Consider the following 22,202-nt stretch of genomic DNA (forward strand, 5'->3'; position numbering starts at 1 on the left):
CGTCTTTATCTTATGATCCTCTCCCATCCGGACTTTACCGTCGGCTCTGGATTTACACCAGATCAGTCACTTCTCTGCAAGCAGAACAAGTGAGTCGCGGGCTCAGTTCGCTTTGAACATTACCGCCGGTCGGGAATTTCACCCTACCCCGAGAATCTTGTATTCCGTTGTTTTTTTCACAATCTCAGAATAAACCTCTTCTTGCCATTCGTCCAGTACTTTATGAAAATGTACACATTACTTTCATGTTTCGCAGCATTTTATTACATGTTTATTCGTAATTGTTCTACTGCTTCATCCAAAAAACTTCTGTATAATGAAATTATGTTGATTTTTCCATAGTTTAGTAATCATGTCGAGGAGGTTGTTATGAAAGAAGCATTCTGGACGAAATTATTGTTCTCCATTTTTGCCGTTGGAGGAATAGCTTTTTTAGGATTCATAGGTGCTATAATTACTGCGCTTTACGGAGGACTGCTGTTTTATACCCCACTTGTGACGATCTTAGCGATCGTATTAGCCATCTATGTTGTACTCATCATATTTAATGTATTATCCCGAAGAACAAGCAATATTGTATTGTTATCTATCCTCGGACTTAGTCTGCTCGCGACCGCAGGATATGAGATCAAGCAAGCGTACGTCAACAGAATTGCCATGGTCGATGATCGGGAGGTTAATCTGCTACAGTATGAACCCTTTGCTGAAAAGACCAAAGCAGTGAATCTGGACGAACCTTCTTCCTATCATATCGATAGCGATCTTCCAAGATTGGACGGCGCGACCGCACTTTATCCACTGTATTCAGCTTTCGTTCAATCTACTTATCCTGAGGGTTATTATAATCCGTATGATTTTCAAACAAGTCAAGTAATTTGCAGCAGCACACCTGAAGCTTACAAGAGATTAATTGAAGGAGAAACCGATATTATATTTGTAGCGGCTCCGTCAATTGCACAACAAAAAGAAGCTAAGCGCAAAGGTGTCGAACTGAAGCTAACGCCGATCGGCCGCGAGGCCTTCGTATTTTTTGTAAACAAACGAAACGACGTAACCGGACTTTCCACCGCTCAACTTAAAGATATTTACGCAGGCAAGATCACAAATTGGAAAGATGTAGGCGGAGCTAATAACCGAATCCGTGCTTTTCAACGACCTGAAGATAGCGGAAGCCAGACGATGTTGCAAAAGTTTATGAAGGACACTCCACTCATGAAGCCGCCTCAAGAAGACGTAGCGGATATTATGAGCGGTATCATTCAACAAACCTCCAGCTATCGAAACTATAAAAATGCACTGGGCTACAGCTTCTTATTTTATGCCTCAGAAATGAATCAAAACGGGGAAATAGCCCTGCTGGCCATCGATGATATCCAACCAGACAAGGAAAGTATTCGTAGTGGACAGTACCCTTTGGCAACAGAATTTTATGCAGTGACCGCGGGAAGCGACAACCCTAATATTCAGTCCTTTCTGGATTGGATTCAATCTGCTCAAGGTCAGAAATTGGTAGAGAAAACAGGTTATACATCGTTAAAATAAAATCTCTCTAGCAAATGAGAGCTATCCCAAATGTTTGGGAAGGCTCTTTTTCTATTTTTATACCGAAAATTTTCCTTTTTATCTGTTGTAGAGCGCAACTTTTGGAAACTATTGTCGTTTATACTTTATACGAGCCTTAAACGGCATCAAAGGAAGAAAAAGTAAGAATTGCTAAAGACCAATAAACGGGGATGGTAGGGATTGCAGATGAAAAAGTTTGGTTTTTTGGCGTTACTGCTGCTTTTGTTGGTGCTGGTTCATCCAGGAACTGGTTATGCCGGCTCTGCGGAAACACACATCAACCTAGACGGCAACGATCTTAAGATTTCAAAAGAAGCACAGGTACAAATTGTAAATGGCAGTGTAATGGTTCCTCTTCGTGTTGTTGCGGAACAGCTTGGTTATACCGTGAAATGGGATAATGTGACCAAGACGGCGATCATTGAGCAAAAGGGAACTACTTTAAAGCTGATCGTGGATAATACGATGGCAGAAGCTTCAGGGAAACAAGTCAAACTGGACAATCCTCCGTTTCTCAGTGGCAGCACAACCCTTGTTCCTTTAAGATTTGTTGGGGAACAGACAGGAACTACTGTCGGTTGGGACAATGTAACCAAAACCGTATATTTAACCTCTCCAGTACCTGAGATTGGGGGAAGCGATCCGGAAATTACGGTTCCACAACCCACTCCAACAGCACCTTCAGACAACGGATCAAACGGGAATACAGCAAATGAAGGGAATAGCTCAGTAGCTACAGTCACCAATCTAAGCTTCATCGATAACCAGCTGGTTATTGCAGTGAACGGCAGTATAAAACCTACCGTGTTCACTATGACAGACAAAGACCGAATTGTCGTGGATTTACCGAATACTGGCTTTGGAACCGACTTCCATCAGAATCTGTCCGTAGGAAAGAACCAAAGCGGACAGTTAACGGTTACTGACTATCCTAATGTCTCTGCCGTTCGCTATTCATTATTCAGCAGTTCCCCATCTACCATTCGGATCGTCATTGATCTAAACAGCGCTAATAGCTACAGTCTGATAAATGCTAATGATGGACTTATTATTGTGGATCTTAATGGGACTAGCGTTACGCTTCCTGAAACCACCTTACCAGAAGTACCGGTTATAACTCCTCCACCTTCTACCGGCAACACAGACAAGAAGATAATCGTCATCGATGCAGGACATGGTGGGAAAGATCCAGGGAGTTCAAGTGTTAACAAGCTTAAAGAGAAAGATTTCACCTTACCGACAGCACTGAAAATTGCAGAATTACTAAAGAAAGAACCAAATATCGAGGTTATACTCACGCGCAGTGGCGATACATACCCAACTCTACAGGACAGATCTAACCTCGCCAACAATGTAAAAGCCGATCTATTTATCTCTGTTCATGCCAATAGTATTCCGGCGGGCAGTAAAAGTAACCCTAGTGGCACAGAGACCTATTACACACGTAATGATAGCTTATTATTCGCTCAAACCGTTCACAAATATCTCGCAGTTGCTACAGGACTACAGGACCGAGGGGTTCGTCAAGCAAACTATCATGTAACAAGAGAAACCAAAATGCCAGCAATATTATTAGAATGTGGTTACTTAAGCAATACCAAGGATGAAGCATTGCTGTTTACCCCGGACATCCAAAATAAAATAGCCGAAGCAGTAGTTTTAGGAATCAAAGAATATTTAGGTCGTTAAAAAAATGGGTGTCCCATTAGCCGTTTAGGCTGATAGGACACCCATCTTTATTCGGTAGCAGTGTTCCAAACACTCATTCGTTCCCGCAGATTCGAGGTATGCAGCTCCAGCTGTATACCATCTGGATCTAGAAAATTGACCGTCCAGCCTATTCCCCGTTTGATTGGCCCTCTAATTATGGGCACATTCTGGGTTTGCAATCCTTGGACGGCTTCCTCAAAATGTTCCTCTGCAATACTAAAAGCGATGTGATCTACCCCGACCCCTTTATCTGCAATCGCCATATAATCAGGCTTTTCAAGAAGACATATCCAGGCACTTCCCCATTCCAGATAAGCATCAGTTTTACCTCTATGAACTAGCTGAAGGCCCAGAATTCCTGTGTAGAAATTCAGGGAATTTGCTAAATTACTGACATTTACGGTCACATGGTTAAAACCTTCTACCTGCATCTTTATTCAGCCTCTCAAACTTCTTAAGCCAGCATAGTGACAATTCTTTTGCGTTTCTCTGACTCAGGATCATAAGCTACATGCGTATCTTCATCAAAGATCAAGGTAGCCCGTTCCTCCAGATTGTATTTCGGCCATACCCTCTCTGCTGTAGCCGGATTTCCTTGATGAGCGAAAGCAATCCAAGCGTCATGCATAACTTCAGCCAACTTCTGCATCGTTGGATTAATTTCTGCCCTAAGATGGGTTAGATGAGATAGATTATTAAAGGCATAAACGATTTCTGCACTATGCACAGCTTTATTTAACAAAGGATGCCCTGGGATCGTGCCGTCAAAACGGTACATCCAGACTGGTGCATAATTCAATTGGTTTTCCGCCAGAGACACCGAGGTTGCCCAGAAGTAAAGATCCGTTAGAATTTCAGCTTGTCCCTCCCAGGTGGAAGAATAATGGTTAGCAATTTCCTTCAGACTCCCAGTACCCATCATCTGCTCCAGCGCCTTGAGTGATTCGTCAAAGTCTGCCTCAGGTGATTCTTCTCTGAAGAACAAGTTGCCCTCATCGCGGTTGGTTCCGATCAATAGCGGAATACCATGTGCCGATCCTTCTGCCACAGCCTGTGCTGGTTCTACAGGAAGTATGTCCCCATCAATGACAGGCTGAAATAACATGCCAATTGAGCCACCCGTTAACTTTTTAGTCATTCTTGCGGCTGCATCGATAATTTGTTCAGAAGAAAATGTTTGCAGAAGACTGGCATCTCCATCTGGGACAATCCCTAATTCAGCTAGCAGTGCAGCTGCAATGTACTTTCCTTGCTCGTTAGGCAGCGTCTGAGCAGCCCCACTTTGCATAATCGCGCCAGCGAACAACCCCTTCGCTGCTGGCATAGCCAAAAGGGCTGCGATACTCATACTCCCTGCTGACTCTCCGAATACAGTTACCCGCTGCGGGTCCCCGCCAAAAGCAGCAATATTCAGTTTTACCCATTCCAGCGCGGCAATTTGATCCAATAATCCTTGATTAGAAGCAAGCCCATGGCCAAATGGAGACAAATTCATGAATCCAAATGGACCCAGCCGATAGTTAATGGTCACTAAAATTACTTTGCCTCGCTCAGCGAAGCTTGTGCCGTCAAACTGCGGCTGACTTCCAGCCCCGGTCACAAACGTCCCCCCGTGAATCCAGAACATAACAGGCAGGGGCTCATCATGAACTGCTGGCGCCCAAATATTTAAATACAGACAATCCTCGGAATGAAGCGGCGTCTTGCCACCGAACCGAGTACCTCTCGTATCCGCTGGCTGATGACTAACTGGACCAAATTCAGAAGCATCTCTAATCCCATCCCAGGCCTCTGGTGGCTGTGGTGCACGAAACCTAAGTTCTCCAACAGGTGGAGCTGCAAAAGGGATCCCGCGCCAAATGTTCACGTCCCCCTCCTGTATTCCTTGAAGCTTACCGTAAGAGGTTACTGCTATTGGTCCTCCCATTACATTTCACCCTTCCACATTATTCCTTATTCTCTTCAATCTGTTTATATAAGCCGGATCGAAACCGGAACCATTCAAAAAGATGTGTAAATACCACCTTAAGTACCGCATAACCCGGAACTGCAAGGATAATCCCCAGAATTCCAAACATTTTACCTGCGAATATAATTACAAAAATAATGGTTATCGGATGAATCTTCAACGTCTTGCCCATGATCTGTGGTGAGATGAATTTCCCTTCAATCAGCTGAACAGCTGTCCACACGATAATCATCTTCAGCAGCATAAATGGAGAAGTGACCATCGCCACAATTAGGGCAGGTGTAATCGCGATTGCCGGGCCCAGATAAGGAACAACTGCTGTACAAGCAGCAGCGATAGCCAGAACGAGAGAGTACTCCAAACCAATGATTAAATAGCCAATATAGAGCAGCAGACCAATACAGCAGCTGACTATAATTTGCCCGCGTATGTAAGAGGATACCTGACTGTTCATCTCCGACATGACCATACGAGTCTGCGGCTGCAGAGAAGTAGGTACAAACTTCAGAATATAATCCGGCAATTTTTTCCCATCGCGAAGCAAGTAGAACAAAATAAATGGCGTCGTTACAACCGCCAAGACAATCTCTGTAAGGGCTCCTACAAAGCTGCCAACACCCGTCAAGGCATTATTCAGAAAAGAACTGCCCCACGCTGTTATCTTAGATGTTATCTCACTTAGGTTCGTTCCGATACTGTCTTGAACTTGCCCAAAGAACTCCGTACCGGTCAGATCCATAAACCGTTCTTGAATTAATTCACTATACCTTGGAAAATTGTCGATCAATCCTGATAGCTGAGTCCGTATAATTGGAATGACCATAAACAAAACCAGCGTGATGATACCAGCAATCAACAAATATAGGATGATTATTGCATATACACGTTTTATTCGGGATCTTTTCTCCATCCGATCTACCAACGGATTCAGCAAATAATAAGCTATACCTGCCAGTAATAATGGTGCGGCCACGGTGTGCAGCAATACTGATATCGGCTTAAAAATAAACGGTATTTTGGAGAATACCAGAATATTAATTCCAACCAGCAGCATAATGAGCAGCACTACTACAAATTTATTATTCAGAAAAAATTTTTTGAACTTCTCTGGCCACACCTGCAGCCTCTCCATCGTACCCTCTCCCCTATAAACCATCATATATACTGTGTTATTTCATTCACTTTTTAATAGCATAGTCAACGTTAGCCCTGCAAGTCAAATTTGATGTCCTTAATTAAGCACACAGTCCTATTACGAGTCTGGTCATGATCCGATTCAATCATAATCCTCCCCTGTTTATAAATAAATAACCCTGCACGAGATATTCCTCTGTACAAGGTTAGAACCGCAACTAAAAGGTACTCCCAAGCCTTGCTATTTTTTCTTTTTCCCTTTAGCGCCCTTTTCATTTGAAGCAATCAATTGTCCATCATAGGTGTATAACACGTGACCTTCAAGCTTCTCCCCCTGCAAATGTTTCCGCACTAATGATTTCGCCAGCTTAGGTGTAATCTCTTTGTACCACACACCTTCGGGATAAGCGATCACCACACAAGCATCTGAACATCTTCCATTACAACGGGTCACAGTCGTATGTATAAGACTTTGTGCGCCTTGCTTCTCAATCTCATCTTCTATCGCTTCAGCTACCTCTTCACCTTTATGTTTCTTGCAGCTGCTACCGTTACATATTAATAAGTGACTTACAGTTCCTTGTAAATTCCAGGTCGTCATGGATGACTTCAACCCCTTCTTATCAGCTAACCCTATTCCGTTCGTGGATTATTTTAAACACTATCATAAGCATCATTATAGTCAATAGTAAGAAAGACTGTTATACTATAAATGAGAATGATTATCAATGAAAAGAAGGGGATTACTACATGCAGATCCAATCCGACGGGATGCCTTATTCATCCCATCCTTTTTATATGCCCCTTCGGGTCATCAGCTTATCGGGAATAACCAACTACACAGCCTCAAACATTTCTTCTACTAATTCCAGCCTTATGATGATCTGGGATGGGAAAGGTTTTCTTGAAATAGACGGTAAGCTACACAAGGTCATGGCCGGAAGCTTAATAGCCCTTAGTAGTTCTTCTTTATTGAAGATGGAACCTGAATTACAGTTAAAGGGGATATGGATGGAGTATTCCTGTATACCCCAGAGTAAAGATGAGGACATTTTTATAAATGACAACTCCCCTGTCCACCATGCCTCTACACGTTTGACAGCCTTGGCAGGTGAGCTTTACAGTGCTTGGATAGACGCTGATAAGCAAAAGCCGTTTAGGGTCCAGCAGCTATTCACCCAGTTCCTAGTGGAGCTTCATAGTGAACTGACATCCCGTAAAGAAAGATCAAGCAGTTGGATGGAGCAAGTGACGGAGTATATAGAAGCTCATTACAATGAAGATATCACACGGGATCAAATGGCTGCTTTAGCTGAAGTGAGCCCTGAGCACTTTTCGCGAGCCTTTCGCAAATCAATAGGTCTATCCTTCAGTGCTTATATTACACTATTAAGAATCCGAAAAGCCCAGCAACGAATTCTCACCAGTTCCCCCAATCTGACTACTTTGGCACATGAGGTTGGTTACGAAGAGGGAACTTATTTGAGCCGAAAATTCAAGCAGCTTGTTGGCGTTTCACCTACAGCCTACCAGAATAAGAATAAACGGGTCGTTGCCCTGAACTATAATCACACCGCTAGCCTGCGAGTACTGGAAATCATGCCTCAACTCGGGGTTTATTCCGAATGGCAGCATAGCTTGGAACAAGTTCCCGCTTCCAAGCAGCTTCAAATGAGCGAAGGTAAATTTTCATTACTCTATGACTCAGTAGCTGCGGTAAAACCAGATGTCATTATCGGCTACAGTCTACCCGACAATAAGATTCTGACTCCTGTTGCTCCGGTTATTGAGCTGCCCTTTATGCAAATGAGTTGGCGAGAGCAATTTGCTCTGATTGCCGAGGTTGTGAATCGACGACAGCGTGCTGAACAATGGTTAAGTCATTATGACAGACTTTGTCTTACCGCCAACGGGTTATTAAACCATGCAATAGGAATGGAGAGAGGTACGGCTATCGTGTGGGAGGTTAGCTCCCGATCCGCCTACTGTTTCAGTAGCAGCTTCGGCAGAGGTTGCCAAATTCTATACGGTGATCTTGGCTTCAAGCCCCCCTCCGTAATTATTGAAAAAGGGATCACAGATTCCGGGTACTTAGAGGCATCCATTGAGGATATCGTATCGTTCCCTGCTGACCATATTATTATCACCAGCATCCCTTCATCATCTGAGGGAAGACAACGTTTTACTCGCCTACTACATTCTAAAGCCTGGAAGCAATTAGATGCAGTACGTAACGGACGGGTATATATTCTGAACCAAGGTGATATGTTCTACGGATTTGACCCACTGTCCTCACAGGCACAGCTTCAAGAATTGCTACGGGTAATGACATCATAAATTTGCATAAGCTGAGATCATATCCGTCCATAGTAAATACCCGGTGAAGCTTGTAAAGTTCTTATTGAGAATGATAATCAATATACATAGGAGGAACAACAAATTGCATAATCCAGGAAAAAATAGCACCAAACAATCCCATTGGCTTCTTTTTCCCCTCATGCTGACATTAATTCTAGTCATATCCGCTTGCGGGAATTCCAATAACTCTGTGGGGAATACAGGCAGTAACACCAGCAACACATCATCGGCTACTACAGCACCTACCGAAACTAATCAACCAACAGAAACTACGGAAACAGCTGCTCTTAAAAAGGTCACTACTATAAATGGTGATATTGAAATCCCTGTTCAACCTAAAAGGATTGTCGCTGAGGAATATCTGGGCAGTCTGATTGCGCTAGATACCATCCCTGTTGGTGCTCCCGGATTAACACTGGAGAATATGTATTTTAAGGAGGCACTTACTGGAGTTGCAGACACTGGAACTTACGGCAAAATGTCACCTGAAAAAATCATCGCACTTAATCCTGATTTGATTATTTCTGGACAAGCTGAAAGCTATGAAGCACTAAGCAAAATTGCTCCAACCATCGTTGTGCCATATGGTGATCTGAAAGATGCTCATGCCGAATTAACCTATTTCGGAGAACTCCTTGGTAAGGAAGAGGAAGCCAAAAGCTGGCTTGCAGATTACGACAAACGGATAGCTGAAGCTAAAGCCAAAGTAGACAAAGCACTCCCTGCAGATGCAACGTTTTCCATCATGGAAGACGGCGGAAAATCCATTTGGGCCTATGGCGATAACTTTGGCCGAGGCGGACAGCCTGTCTATCAGGCGCTGGGTCGCAAGCCCCCTACAGCTGTGGCCGCAGAAATTATGGAGAAGCAATGGGCGGAAATCTCTACAGAGGCACTCGCTAAATACGCAGGAGATTATATTATCTTAACTTCCAATAACCGTACAGAAGCTGATTACAAAGCTGATCCAATCTGGAGTAGCCTACCCGCTGTCAAAAATGGCCATCTCTATGTATGGAAAGAAGAACGGTCCTGGTACTATGATCCAATTGCCGTGTTATCCCAGACCGAAGAGCTGGCTGCTTGGCTTACAAAATAAAATGCGCTTAAATTAGAATCCCCTACTGCTTCCAACAACATTGGAGCAGTAGGGGATTTGTTATGTCTTTTGACTACAAAAACACTCAAGAGGTAATAATACATTTAGCCTAAGGTTAATCTAGCAAATGGAGTTGATCATTATGAAATTACTATCACTATATTTCATGCTTGCTTTTATGGGGTTGCTGATGGCAGTAATCATCGACCTTTTATCAGGAGAAACCCTCACCGCTTCAATGCGGACGATCTATGACTCCTTTGCAGCTACAAGCATACAGGAATCAATAACTATGCTCGTTTTTATCTCCTTACCTTTTGTTAATACAATTACATCCTCTATCCGAAATAGAAGCAATAAATCCATTAAATAAAATAAACTAACCTATACTCCCTAATTTTCTGCGGATGTAATGAACGATACACAAGAGAATAGGTACAGCGGCACAGAAATACGGCAAAATATATTTCAGAAATATCCTTCCTTCGTCCATATGTATCGGATAATTCGCTGAACTAATAAAAGCCCCGAACAAAACAACAATACCAACGGGAACGGCGAGCTTCCTGCTGTCTTGTACCTTGAATAGATCCGCGGTGACTACCATTGCAGCGTAGCAATATACTGACATTTTAAAAAATACTCCAATGATTAAGGTTAAGAGCACAAGCGCGTCCAAACGTTGAATGAAATTGGCCAGGTTTACTAACGTTATCGTAGTGAACATCGGAAAATTGGCTCTACTGTAGATTTCTGTTCCTAGAACGGATATTTCGATGGCATGGGTAAAACTGAGTAATAATCCGCATAAAGTCATTGCGATGATTCCGGTTCTTTTTGCTACCTTGGTTTTTTTGATATGAGGTAAAATCGTAGTGAAACATACCATCTCCCCGAACGGAAATAGCCATATATTCAGATAGGCTGATTTTAATGCATTCTTCCAATCCGAGGCCTGTAACGGAAACAAGTTATCTAGTTTTACAAGTCCGGCGGCAATAACCAAAAAGCAACTGGTCAAGCCCAACAATATTATAATCAGCATATAAATCTCAGCTGTCCGCGCAAACACCTCAATCCCCTTGTTTAAGATGTAAATTACCGCAACAACCATCATTGCATAAATGATGAACACGGGTGTTCTGTCGTAAGAAGCAGCTATTAACAACTCACCTGATTCATGCAGATTTCGGGAGCCATTGAAGAGAAGGATTGGAATGTATGTTAAGCTTAACGGCCAGCCTATAACATTGCCCAGTATCTTTCTTGTATACCCGCTAATAATCATGCCCGGATATTGCCGGTATAAATAAACATAAATCAAATACAAAAGAAGTCCACCGGGCAAAGCTAACAGAATAGCAATCCAGACAGCATGGCCACTTTCAAGTCCAATCGGTACCACAAGGGCCGTTCCCAATTCAAACAAAAAAATCAAAGCAAATAATTGACTCGCGCTGATGGTTTCTTTTTTCATAAAGTGGCCTTCTCCCACCTTTCTCAACTAAACCCTGTCATTTTTCCTTTAACAATTGCGGCTCTAATCTCATTCCTACACTGCGAATATATGCCTCCACAGAAACGTCGACTTCCGCTTCCGCGAACACTGACTCCCAATCGTCCTTAACAGTCTCCCATGCTTTTGGATTTGTGCGCTTCAGTTCATTCCCAAAATTGAAAATATCGCATTTCATAGTTTGAGCAGCCTGTAAGGCTTGGGTTATTTCCTGTTTAGTTTTAAGAGCCACTTGTTGTTCCAATTGAACGATTACCTCTCTATTACTTAGCTCAATATAACTCTGAGCCTCACTAAGTGTCCCCTCTTCCACAACATTTACATGAATGACGGGTACTTTATTGCGGAGTTCAATCTTAATTTTTGTTTTTGAATGATTAATATTCACAGCTATCGAATCCTTAACCTCATCTGAATCTACATTAATACTGGTTTCATTAATCTCGTTCTGTACCCACAGTGCCCCCCGGGCAAGAGGTCCATCCAGCCATCCCTGAAGAACCCCTTTTTTCAATACGCTAAGCCCGCTCATTGTGACAAGTGCTTTTACTTTAGTTTGCTCCATCCCGGATTTTTTAGCTCCTTCTTCAGCGTCTCCAAGAATTCTGGCTCCGGATATCACTACTGACCCTTCTCCACTGAGACCATTAATTAGCTCAAAAACATTGATATCCCGGCTTTCTCCATATATTCTAGCGGTATTTTTACTCTTTTTAATAATCCCTATTGCAGGCAGGCTTTCTACTGGAAGTAATAGTTTCAGAATAGAGGATGCTTCCGTATCTCTGGCTACAATAACATTCGTGTTGAGCCGCAGCTCATGGGACCTTTCAAAGATGTCAAAAATCCCATCAATACCGCTCTTCACTGTAGATTCGCCTAAAACTAATAGCTGCGTGTGTGCAAAAAACATCTGTCTTGCCGCCTTTTTTGAAGTCTTGCGAAAAGCGCCAAAGATCGTACGGTCCGTAGAAGAATAAATAGTGACCGTGGGTTGTCCGGTGCTAGCTCCAGCACTTGTAGCTGTTGAGGATGGATTCACAATCTGAAAAGTAACATGATATTCCTCTTTATTCGGTACTTTATCCACGCCTATACCAGTCACAATGCCTAAATTGTTTAATTCCCTACTGTTCCAGCAGCTTGTCAGCAACATTAAGCAGCATATACAAATAAATGAACGCATCATCCATCCGATCTTCATTTGCCACTACCCGGCTTTCCATCATTCACCTTAAGTCGAGTATTATTCTTTTGGCTAACAAGACGCGGCCGAGTTCTCATATATTTCAAAGGCACGCGCAGGATGGAATCCTTCTGATTCTCAGCGATAAAAGGGCCAAACGGAGACATATAGGGAAATCCCAACGATTTCAAGCTACACATATGAGCAACCATAATAAAAGTAAAGATCGTTATTCCATAAAGCCCCATAAAGGCTGCAATAAACATAATGATGAAACGCAAGATGCGTATGGAAAGAGCCATATTAAAAGCAGGAGTAGCAAAGCTGGATATTCCTGTAAGTGAAACTACAATAACCATTGCAGGTGAGACAATACCCGCTTGCACCGCTGCCTGACCCAACACTAAGCCGCCGATAATCGATACAGTTTGACCTATAGGGGATGGCATACGAATTCCTGCTTCACGTATAATCTCAAAGGTAAATTCCATCAGCATAGCCTCAATAAAGGCCGGAAATGGAACCCCCTCCCTTTGCGAAGCGAAATTAATAAGTAGGGCTGTTGGGATCATTTCTTGATGAAAATTCAGAATCGCAATAAAGAGTGCTGGGCCAAATAACGAAATAATAAGGCAAATAAATCTCAATACTCGAATCAAAGTCGTAATATCATAACGCTGGTAGTAATCTTCAACTGCATGTAAAAACATAAAAAAGGTAGTGGGTGCAATCAGCACAAACGGGGTTCCATCCACAAAAATAGCAACTCGTCCTTCTAAAAGATTTCCAGCCACACTGTCAGGACGTTCAGTATTGTATAGTGTTGGGAATGGGGAAAAGGGAGTGTCTTCTAAAAATTGCTCAATGTATCCAGATTCCAGAATCCCGTCTATATCAATGCTTTGCAGCTTAGTTCTAAGCTCATGTAAGGTATTATCATTGACGATCCCATGGATATACATAATAGATACATTCGTTTGGGTTACGTCACCTATCTTCATCGACTCCACCCAGAGATTAGGGCTTTTTATTTTCCTGCGCACCAGAGAGATATTCGTCCCAATAGATTCCGTGAAGCCTTCCTTGGAGCCACGAATGGCTACTTGAGTTGTAGCGTCCGATACCGTTCTAACCTCACCGCCGCTTGTATTCCCTCTGATTGCTTCCCTTATCCCGTCTATCCAAAGAATGGTATCTCCAGAGAATAAAGCCTCAAAAAGCACATCCCAATCTCTAACTGTCTGTTCTTCTCCGATTCCTCTCGCCACTTCTTTCATATACAAAAAGATGTCCTCAGCCGATGTGATCACTGGGTTTTCTTCACTTAGCTTATCGAACGACATCGCATGCTCCACGAACTCATTGACCATCAATTTTTCTATTAATCCCTCAATATATACGGCAGCTACCTCAACCTGTGTGGTGGTGGATTTAATTCTACGAATAACAATATCAGGGCTATGGCCAAGTCTTTCTTGAAGCTCTTTAAGATTATCGTCCAAAATAGTAGAGTTCAAGGGTTCCATAATCAACACCTCCTGCCCATACTATTTGTTCTTGATTGCTTTTTTATGCAACTAATGGAATTTGTAATCTGCCTTAGCTTGGAAAATGAATACGCAAAAGGGATGTCCCTGAGCTACTATAGCTCCGCGAACATCCCCTTTTACTCTTTTGAAATTAACTTATTGAAGAGACTTCAGCAACGTAACTATCTCATCCAGCTGCTTGTCCAGCGCATAAGCATCGGAGAGATAATAAGTTTTAAGATCGTAGGTGAATACATGACCCGCCTTAACAGCAGGTAGGCTTTGCCAGAAGACACTGTCCAGAATGTCCAGCTTATCCTGCTCCACACCACGGCTGAAGCCTTGGAAGATATAATCAGCTTCTCCTAAGTACTCGGGCAACGCTTCGAGTGAGAGGGAAGCCCAGCCTTCTTTAAAGGCTGCCTCTTGGACAAGATCAGGTGCATGCAGCCCCAATCCGTTATATATAATCTCTCCACCACGCCCATATGACGAACCATATAAATACAGCTCTTTACCGGCAATTTCAAAGATCGCCACTTTTTTATCAGCTGCGATCAGATCAGACAATTCCGCTTTCTTCGCTTCCAGCTTCTGATTGAAATCCGCCACCCACTTTACAGCCTGCTGCTCCTTGTTCAAGATTTTCCCGATCTCGATCAATCGTTCCTTATAGTCGTATTTGCCCCAAGGAATAAAGACCGTTGGAGCAATCTTTGAGATTTGCTCATAGGTATCTTCCTGATAAGTGATAATCAAGTCCGGTTCGAGGCTCGTTATTTTCTCCAGGGACACCGTCATGTCATCGCCTACTACTTCAACACCGGTCAGTGCCTCTTTGAAATATGGATGGTTCAGGATGTCATTCCCGGCAACGGCAATGGGCGTCACGCCAAGCGTCAGAAGATCACCAATAAAGTCTTGTACCGGGATCACAACTCTTTGTGGATTGCGTGGAATCTGCACCGGGCCTTTATCGCTTTCGTATGTCCAGTACTCTGCATCAGCAGCCGGCTCCGAGCTGGCAACTACAGAATCATTAGTGCTTTTAGCCACTTCAGCCGACGTGCTAGCTGGAGCATTCCCCTGATTAGCTGCTTGTCCGCATGCGCTCAACAGCAGCACCAGCGTAAGCATAACGGCTATCATGCTTGTTTTTCCTAACGATATTATTTTGTACAATGTAAATCCCCCTTGAGACTTTATATTATTATGATATTGATAATCAATATCATTTAGATCTTTGTTTAATATACCGTCTCCGCGGGAAAACATATATACACGCTAATACATCAATTTTGCTATGGACGATTGTCAGCTTAAATTATGGCCGGTTAACAAATCTGTCTGTATCTCCAATTGGCGTTCGAGCGCAAGCCCTTCGCTGCCCCAAAATTCCTCAAGCTTCAGGTAATATATGCGTTCATTCCTGAATGCTGGAAGATTGCGCCAAACCGCACTTTTACTAATCCGTTTACGTGTCCTCGACATCCAGTCCTCTTGTCCTGATACAACCACAAACATATGGTCAGCCGCGTATATTGGCAATTCCGACAGTGAGATGCATAAATGATCATTCCGCTCCAGAACATCTGACCTTACCTTGTCCGGTGGAGTTAACCCCAGCATTGGATACAGATTGTACACCCCGCGGGCTGTATGATTCCAGATATAAATACTGTTATCTTGCCTGATCTCATACACCGCTACCGTTTCACCAGATTCAATTAGTGAGGACAAGCGCTGCTTGGCCAAATCTATTTTCAAATGATAGTGCCTTATCCATGCCTCTGCCCGCTCCTCTTCTCCCAGCAGTCTGCCGAATAAACGAATCTGTTCCAGGCGGTCCATTTTATCACACTCTACCGTAACTAGTGGACCCAACTTCTCCATGCATTTAAGCTGACGGGGGCTCAGATAGGTTGGTGCAATAACTAAATCGGCTTCCAGCCCAGGCCATTCTGCTTCCTCCGGACATCCCTGCAACTCAAATGATCGTACACCCGCCAGTTCCGGCAGCAAAAGCAAGGAGTAATTCATCACATCTTCTTCAACCGCGACAGGCTTCACACCCAGCGCAAGTAAATCCCCTAAAAATTGCAACGCTACTATCCGCTTTGGTTTGGGACGCAAACGGAACTCTGTTGGGGTCATCCCGGTGACTTGCTTGAATTTCCGGCTCAGATATAGTCCATCTGTATAGCCTACTTTTTGCGAAATTTCCTGTATGGTTGCTTTGCTGGACATCAAGTGTTTTTTCGCTTTATTTACTCTTAAATGCGCTACATATTCGGTGAAGCTCCAACCCGTCTGCTTGCGGAACCATACTGAGAAATAACGAGGATTGAAGCCCATCATTCGAGACATCATCTCCCGCGTAATCTCCCTTTGCAAATTCTGGTGGATAAAAGAGAGCATTCTGAAATATGAACTATCCGTAATGTCTGCTTCAGCGTCAGCCTCTACGACCAGTTGATGTAGCTGATACAGCAAGGATTGAATTCTATCTGCCTGTGCTTCTAAATTATTGGCAGCAACGTCTTCCAATTCGCTGAATAAGCGGGTTATTTTATTCGTCGTACGTATAGGTAAAATCCCATTGACCGGAAAAATTTCACGGCAAAGTCCATAGACCAATTCTTGCTCAGTGCTATTACTTAGCCCATATACCTCATAGGAGATTGCTAGAACAGAGATAACGGTCTCTAATGGAGCATTAATTTGATAAGTCGCACCTGCGCTTAGAAAAAGAATTTCACCATTTTTAAGAGCTACTGTCTCTCCTTCTATGGTTATTTGAACGATAGCTTCTATTGGTGTCAGGAAGAGTGGGGACTGGGCAATCTGGGGTTTACTAATGTGACCGCCGCCGCATTGGCGTTTTCCTGCCTCTTTTAACAGATAAATTCTATGAACCGGGTTATTATTAGATAGCTTCATTCCTGCTCCCTTCCAGACTTCTAGACTTAATAACTCATAAAATATAAAGCAAGCGTATAAGGTTTCTCTCCGCTCGAAATGGATAAGATCCCCTATACGCCTTATATAAAACTTCAGATTTTATGGTTTGAGAAGCCTCTATCCTTAGTGGTCGTCAACGACTCCAAGCGCTTTATTCTTCTCTTTGAACCGTTCATTGTGAGAAGATACGTAAGCGACTTTGGCCGCGGTTGGGTCTATGTACAGCTTAGCGCTATTAAGCGCCAGAGCCGCATCTGTGAAAGTACCTGCGATCAAACGAACCTTGCTTGCATAATCCACAAAGTCACCTGCTGCGAATATACCCGGAAGATTAGTCTCTAGCTTATCAGTTACATTCGCACACCATTCGCCCATATCAAGGCCCCATTCTTTTAACGGACCAAAATCGCTTTTCAGACCATGATTCACAATGACAGCATCCACTTCAAACTGCTCTGTTTCACCTGTCTCTATATGACTGATCGTAACCTGATCTATCGTTTCACCATTACTGCTGTGTAATTGGCTTACTGCATATGGCGCACGGACATTGACTGAGGATTCCTTCATCCGTACAATGTTTTTCTCATGCCCGCCAAACTGTTCACGGCGATGTGCAATCGTCACACTTGCAGCGATAGGCTCCAATTCATTCGCCCAATCTACTGCGGAGTTGCCTCCACCGGAGATTAGCACTCTTTTACCGCGGAACGGCTCCAGCTCTTGAACGGTATAATGAAGATTTGTCACCTCATAACGATCTGCACCTTCAATTTCAAGCTTTGCCATCTGCAGAATTCCGTAACCAATGGCCAAAATGACTGTGCGGGTCCAATGTTGTTCCCCAGTAGAAGAGGTCAGGATGTACGTTCCATCCTCTTGTCTCTCTTGATTCATAATTTGCTGACCCAGCACAATAGTCGGATCGAAGGTTTGAGCCTGCTCCTTGAGCTGACCGATTAGTTGATGACAAAGAGTTGGGGTTACGCCTCCTACATCCCAGATCATTTTTTCGGGATAGATAAGCATTCTTCCTCCGAGCTCATCCTTCGCTTCAATTAGCTTTGTCTTCAAGTCTCTCATTCCGCTATAAAAAGCTGTATACATCCCAGCAGGTCCGCCACCAATAATGGTTACATCGTATAATTCCAGTTGTTTATTCATTGTGTCCCTCCAAAATTATATTCTAGTGATCCCTTCAGCTACTTAAGCTCCAAACTGCGCTTCATGCAATCGGCTGTAAATTCCGGCAGTCTGCAGCAGTTCCTCATGCTTACCTTGTTCTGCGATGCCACCTTCCGCAACGACAACAATCCGGTCCGCATTTCTGATCGTTGCAAGGCGATGAGCAATAACAAGTGTTGTGCGTCCCTCAGACAACTCTGCGAGCGCCTCTTGTATAGCGAACTCCGTTTCAGTATCCAGTGCAGATGTAGCTTCGTCCAGAATGAGAATCGTCGGATTCTTCAAGAACATCCGGGCGATGGACAACCTCTGCTTCTGGCCGCCAGAAAGCTTGACGCCTCTCTCTCCGATCATTGTATCCAGCCCGGCGGGCTGAGATTTAATCAGTTCTTCCAGCTGAGCGCGCCCTGCAGCCTCCCAGATTTCTTCATCGGAAGCTCCCAATCTGCCGTAAGCAATGTTCTCACGGATAGTTCCGTCAAACAGGAATACATCTTGTTGTACAATCCCGATATGGGAACGAAGTGATTCTAACGTCATGGAGCGAATATCTATTCCATCAATAGAGATGTTGCCTTCGCTTACATCGTAAAAGCGTGGCAGCAAGCTGCAAAGTGTTGTCTTACCAGCACCGGATGGACCCACAAGCGCAACGGTCTCTCCTGCTGAAATCGATAAGTTCACATTGGTTAGCACCTTTTCTTTATCACTATAAGCAAAAGCTACATCCTGGAAGGTTATATTCCCTGACAGATGAGACACTGGCTTAGCGTCTTTTGCGTCATCAACATCTGGCTCCGTCTCAAGCAGTTCAAGATAACGTTTGAAACCAGCGATCCCTTTAGGATAGGTCTCAATGACCGAGTTAATCTGTTGCAAAGGTCCTAAGAAGACATTAGACAACATCACAAAGGCAATAAATTCACCGTAGGTCATCTGCTTCTGGATTACAAAATAGGTTCCGCACACAAGAACGAATAACGAGACCAGCTTCATGAGCACAAAGCTAAAGGATGAATTCCAAGCCATAATTCGGTAGGTCATTAGCTTCGTAATACGGAAGCGTTCGTTATTAACTGCAAAGCGGGAAATTTCATGATTCTCATTAGCAAAAGCTTGCACAACACGGATCCCGCTTACATTGTTCTCTACGCGTGCGTTATAGTCAGCAATGTCCGCGAACATGATGTGGAACGCTTTTGACATTTTGCGACTGAAGTACATGGATAAATAAATCATCAGCGGGACAATTACAAAGGTCAGAATAGCTAATTGCCAATTAATGCTAAGCATGATACCGAATACACCCAGCAGCGTCATCACTGCTATGAATAAATCTTCAGGACCATGGTGGGCAATCTCACCGATGTCCATCAGATCATTTGTCATCCGTGAGACCAAATGGCCTGTTTTATTATTATCGAAGAAGTTGAAAGAGAGCTTCTGTACACGATCAAACAGCTTTTTTCTCATATCCGACTCGATATTAATCCCCAGCTTATGCCCCCAATAAGTGACGACAAAATGCATAAAGGCGCTGACGATATAGATCCCCAGCAAACCGAGGCAAGAATAGAGAATCCATTTCCAATTCCCACTTGGCAGCATATCATCCACTACCCGGTTAACGGCCAGCGGGAAGACTAGTTCCAGCAGTGCAGCAGCAATAGCACAGGAGAAGTCAAGAATAAACAATCCCTTATAGGGTCTATAGTAAGCAAAAAAACGACGCAACATTGTAAAAATCCGCTCCTTCCGGTGAGTGACCATCCTCTTTCATCAAGATTTAGTACGGGCTAGCAAATACAAAAAGTATGGCGCTCCAATTACAGCAACAACGATTCCAGTGGGGATCTCAGATGGCTGTAAGATCCAGCGTCCAATGGTATCCGCTATAATGACTAGCAGTGAGCCGAGCAGCGCTGAGGTTGGCAGCATGAGCTGATGTTTGGGCCCAACTAGCCGTCGCGCCAAATGGGGACCGACAAGGCCGACAAAGCCAATCCCGCCACTCACAGCAACACTTGCCGCAGCTAGACCAACCGCAGCCGCAAGAAGCCGGAATTGTTCTTTGGTTACAGCAGCCCCAAGTCCTACGGCTGTCTGTTCACCCAAATTAAGGACGTTCATTACCCTTGCTTTATAGATGACATACGGCACGAGAATTACGATCCATGGTAGTAATGAAAGTACAAACTTCCAGCTTGTGCCCCAAATACTCCCGGCAAGCCAAGTAGCCACAAACTGATACTTCTCCGGATCCAGCCGAAGAGTCAGCACGATCATCGCTGCACTCATTCCAGCTGCAACCGCTACACCGGTCAGCAACAGGCGCATGGGTTTTATTCCTTCATGCCGTTTATAAGCTAAGACATAAATCAAGGCAGCAGTAATTGCCGCACCAACAAACGCTACCATAGGCAGCAGATACACCGGAACCGCGGTTGCCGTTGGATAAAAAGAAATTAACAGCATAACCATAATTCCTGCGCCAGCGTTAATCCCTAAGATGCCGGGGTCGGCCAAAGCATTACGAAAGACGCCCTGCATCACAGCTCCGGATACAGCCAAACCTGCGCCTATCAGAACGGAGATCACAATACGCGGTAACCGAAATTGAAACAAGATTAACTCTTGCTTATCCGTCCCTTTACCGAATAACGTATTAAGCAGCTCCATAGGTGTCAAACGTATGTATCCTGTATTCATACTAATAATAAAAGCAATAACAATCAGTACAGCTAAAATAATCATTATAACTAAGCCACGTTTATTTTTGGCGGCTTGGAAGGAATCGAATGAAGTTTTCTCTATCATTACAGTTCCCTCCTTTCTTTACGTGCAAGATAAAGGAAGAAAGGTACACCGATCAGTGCAATAATGGCTCCAAGCGGCGTTTCATTAGGGGGATTAATCATCCGTGCTGTTAAATCTGCAAATACTGCAAGCAGACTGCCGAGAATAGCTGAACATGGAATGATCCATCTGTAATCCACACCTACAAAAAAACGGGTCAAATGGGGAATGATTAGTCCAATGAACCCAACGGCTCCTACTACGGCAACTGATGATCCAGCCAGAATCAATACAATTAAAGTCCCTGCCAGCTTAACAAGCCCTGTGCGCTGGCCTAGCCCTTTAGCAACATCGTCACCTAGGCTGAGCATTGTAATCGACCGGGATAATACCATAGCTCCTATTAACGCTGCTCCTATCCAAGGGAACATGACTTTAAGCTGAATCCATTTCGTCCCAGCCACGCCTCCCGCATACCAGAAAGCCAAATCTTGCCCAATGTGAAAATATAAAGCTACCCCTTCACTCAGTGCTGACAGCAGTGCACTAAAAGCAGCACCCGCCAACACCAGACGTGCAGGAGTCAGCCCTCCCTTGGCCAATGAACCGACCCCATACACAACCCCAGCCCCTACTCCGGCACCAACGAAGGAATATAGGATCAAATACATAAACGATAAGTTCGGGAAAAATGCAAAACAAAGCGCCAGCGCAAATCCTGCGCCTGAGTTAATGCCCATCAAACCTGAATCTGCGAGTGGATTTCGGGTCATCCCCTGCATAATGGCACCCGCAACTGCAAAGCTGGCCCCTATCATGGCCCCGCCAAGTACACGGGGTAATCGTAATTCCCTAATAATCTGATGATCCATGATCTCCGGATTAAAGTGAAACACGGCTGCCCACACCACAGAAAGTTTAATATCAGCCGCTCCGAAGGAGACTGAAACAGCGATACCTAGTGCTAATAGTACCAGACCGCCAACCAAGATTAACGTGGCAGCCCAAGGACGTGAACGGAACTCTTGTATGGCTGACCCTTTATTAGGGCTAATCTTGGAAGATATCTGTTGATTCATGAATGCCACCTTATTTCTATGAAATTGATTCTCATTATCACTATGCTATTGTAAATGAGCCTTCCTAGGTTTGGCAATAGATAGATTTAATAGGAGGCATTTATTTTATTGCATTGA

At 43.9% G+C, this 22,202-nt stretch carries 18 protein-coding genes and 1 riboswitch; of the genes, 5 read left to right on the top strand and 13 right to left on the bottom strand.

Annotated elements, in window-relative coordinates:
- Positions 1 to 11: 11 nt before the first annotated feature.
- A riboswitch (FMN riboswitch) is annotated at positions 12 to 160 on the bottom strand.
- 209 nt (positions 161 to 369) lie between these two features.
- Positions 370 to 1,542 (top strand): substrate-binding domain-containing protein, encoded by a 1,173-nt coding sequence (locus tag NST40_RS21925; protein WP_342409994.1) that lies wholly within the window; start codon positions 370 to 372, stop codon positions 1,540 to 1,542.
- Positions 1,543 to 1,749: 207 nt separating this feature from the next.
- Positions 1,750 to 3,252: an N-acetylmuramoyl-L-alanine amidase family protein gene (locus NST40_RS21930; protein WP_076192328.1), complete on the top strand. Its 1,503-nt coding sequence runs from the start codon at positions 1,750 to 1,752 to the stop codon at positions 3,250 to 3,252.
- 47 nt (positions 3,253 to 3,299) lie between these two features.
- On the opposite strand, the gene NST40_RS21935 is transcribed toward NST40_RS21930, so the two are convergent.
- The 4 genes from NST40_RS21935 to NST40_RS21950 all read right to left on the bottom strand — a co-directional run bounded on the left by NST40_RS21935 (position 3,300) and on the right by NST40_RS21950 (position 6,977).
- The gene (locus NST40_RS21935) at positions 3,300 to 3,704 is read right to left on the bottom strand and encodes a VOC family protein (protein ID WP_076192264.1); all 405 of its coding nucleotides are present in this window, start codon (positions 3,702 to 3,704) and stop codon (positions 3,300 to 3,302) included.
- A gap of 23 nt (positions 3,705 to 3,727) precedes the next feature.
- On the bottom strand, positions 3,728 to 5,200 hold the full coding sequence (locus tag NST40_RS21940) for a carboxylesterase/lipase family protein (RefSeq protein ID WP_342409995.1): 1,473 nt from the start codon (positions 5,198 to 5,200) through the stop codon (positions 3,728 to 3,730).
- A 19-nt stretch (positions 5,201 to 5,219) separates the two neighbouring features.
- Positions 5,220 to 6,374 (bottom strand): AI-2E family transporter, encoded by a 1,155-nt coding sequence (locus tag NST40_RS21945; protein ID WP_076127413.1) that lies wholly within the window; start codon positions 6,372 to 6,374, stop codon positions 5,220 to 5,222.
- 243 nt (positions 6,375 to 6,617) lie between these two features.
- On the bottom strand, positions 6,618 to 6,977 hold the full coding sequence (locus NST40_RS21950) for a (2Fe-2S) ferredoxin domain-containing protein (RefSeq protein WP_076219783.1): 360 nt from the start codon (positions 6,975 to 6,977) through the stop codon (positions 6,618 to 6,620).
- Positions 6,978 to 7,126: 149 nt separating this feature from the next.
- Here NST40_RS21950 and NST40_RS21955 point away from each other — a divergent pair, with 149 nt between their 5' ends.
- From NST40_RS21955 to NST40_RS21965, 3 genes are all read left to right on the top strand, one after another.
- Positions 7,127 to 8,713: an AraC family transcriptional regulator gene (locus NST40_RS21955; protein WP_339281211.1), complete on the top strand. Its 1,587-nt coding sequence runs from the start codon at positions 7,127 to 7,129 to the stop codon at positions 8,711 to 8,713.
- 103 nt (positions 8,714 to 8,816) lie between these two features.
- Positions 8,817 to 9,833, top strand: coding sequence for an ABC transporter substrate-binding protein (locus tag NST40_RS21960; RefSeq protein WP_342409996.1), 1,017 nt, complete (start codon positions 8,817 to 8,819; stop codon positions 9,831 to 9,833).
- A gap of 142 nt (positions 9,834 to 9,975) precedes the next feature.
- The gene (locus tag NST40_RS21965; RefSeq protein WP_076127617.1) at positions 9,976 to 10,206 is read left to right on the top strand and encodes a hypothetical protein; all 231 of its coding nucleotides are present in this window, start codon (positions 9,976 to 9,978) and stop codon (positions 10,204 to 10,206) included.
- Positions 10,207 to 10,212: 6 nt separating this feature from the next.
- On the opposite strand, the gene NST40_RS21970 is transcribed toward NST40_RS21965, so the two are convergent.
- From NST40_RS21970 to NST40_RS22010, 9 genes are all read right to left on the bottom strand, one after another.
- On the bottom strand, positions 10,213 to 11,310 hold the full coding sequence (locus NST40_RS21970) for a GerAB/ArcD/ProY family transporter (RefSeq protein WP_076281415.1): 1,098 nt from the start codon (positions 11,308 to 11,310) through the stop codon (positions 10,213 to 10,215).
- Positions 11,311 to 11,347: 37 nt separating this feature from the next.
- The gene (locus NST40_RS21975; protein ID WP_342409997.1) at positions 11,348 to 12,553 is read right to left on the bottom strand and encodes a Ger(x)C family spore germination protein; all 1,206 of its coding nucleotides are present in this window, start codon (positions 12,551 to 12,553) and stop codon (positions 11,348 to 11,350) included.
- A complete protein-coding gene (locus tag NST40_RS21980) occupies positions 12,550 to 14,061 on the bottom strand; it encodes a spore germination protein (protein WP_076276696.1) in 1,512 nt (503 codons plus the stop codon). Before NST40_RS21980 ends, NST40_RS21975 begins: the two co-directional genes overlap by 4 nt.
- Positions 14,062 to 14,220: 159 nt before the next feature.
- Positions 14,221 to 15,246: an iron-hydroxamate ABC transporter substrate-binding protein gene (locus tag NST40_RS21985; protein WP_254847660.1), complete on the bottom strand. Its 1,026-nt coding sequence runs from the start codon at positions 15,244 to 15,246 to the stop codon at positions 14,221 to 14,223.
- A 132-nt stretch (positions 15,247 to 15,378) separates the two neighbouring features.
- Positions 15,379 to 17,004 carry an AraC family transcriptional regulator gene (locus tag NST40_RS21990; protein WP_076276695.1) on the bottom strand — a complete coding sequence of 542 codons (1,626 nt, stop codon included), beginning with the start codon at positions 17,002 to 17,004 and terminating at the stop codon, positions 15,379 to 15,381.
- 144 nt (positions 17,005 to 17,148) lie between these two features.
- Positions 17,149 to 18,189 (bottom strand): NAD(P)/FAD-dependent oxidoreductase, encoded by a 1,041-nt coding sequence (locus tag NST40_RS21995; RefSeq protein ID WP_076129508.1) that lies wholly within the window; start codon positions 18,187 to 18,189, stop codon positions 17,149 to 17,151.
- Between the two features lie 42 nt (positions 18,190 to 18,231).
- Positions 18,232 to 19,947 (bottom strand): ABC transporter ATP-binding protein, encoded by a 1,716-nt coding sequence (locus tag NST40_RS22000; RefSeq protein WP_076276694.1) that lies wholly within the window; start codon positions 19,945 to 19,947, stop codon positions 18,232 to 18,234.
- Positions 19,948 to 19,989: 42 nt separating this feature from the next.
- Positions 19,990 to 21,027 (bottom strand): iron ABC transporter permease, encoded by a 1,038-nt coding sequence (locus tag NST40_RS22005; protein ID WP_342409998.1) that lies wholly within the window; start codon positions 21,025 to 21,027, stop codon positions 19,990 to 19,992.
- On the bottom strand, positions 21,027 to 22,085 hold the full coding sequence (locus NST40_RS22010) for an iron ABC transporter permease (protein WP_076276693.1): 1,059 nt from the start codon (positions 22,083 to 22,085) through the stop codon (positions 21,027 to 21,029). Before NST40_RS22010 ends, NST40_RS22005 begins: the two co-directional genes overlap by 1 nt.
- Positions 22,086 to 22,202 lie beyond the last annotated feature (117 nt).

Origin of the sequence: Paenibacillus sp. FSL R10-2778 (genome assembly GCF_038593035.1) — a bacterium.
Classification (GTDB): domain Bacteria; phylum Bacillota; class Bacilli; order Paenibacillales; family Paenibacillaceae; genus Paenibacillus_AQ; species Paenibacillus_AQ odorifer.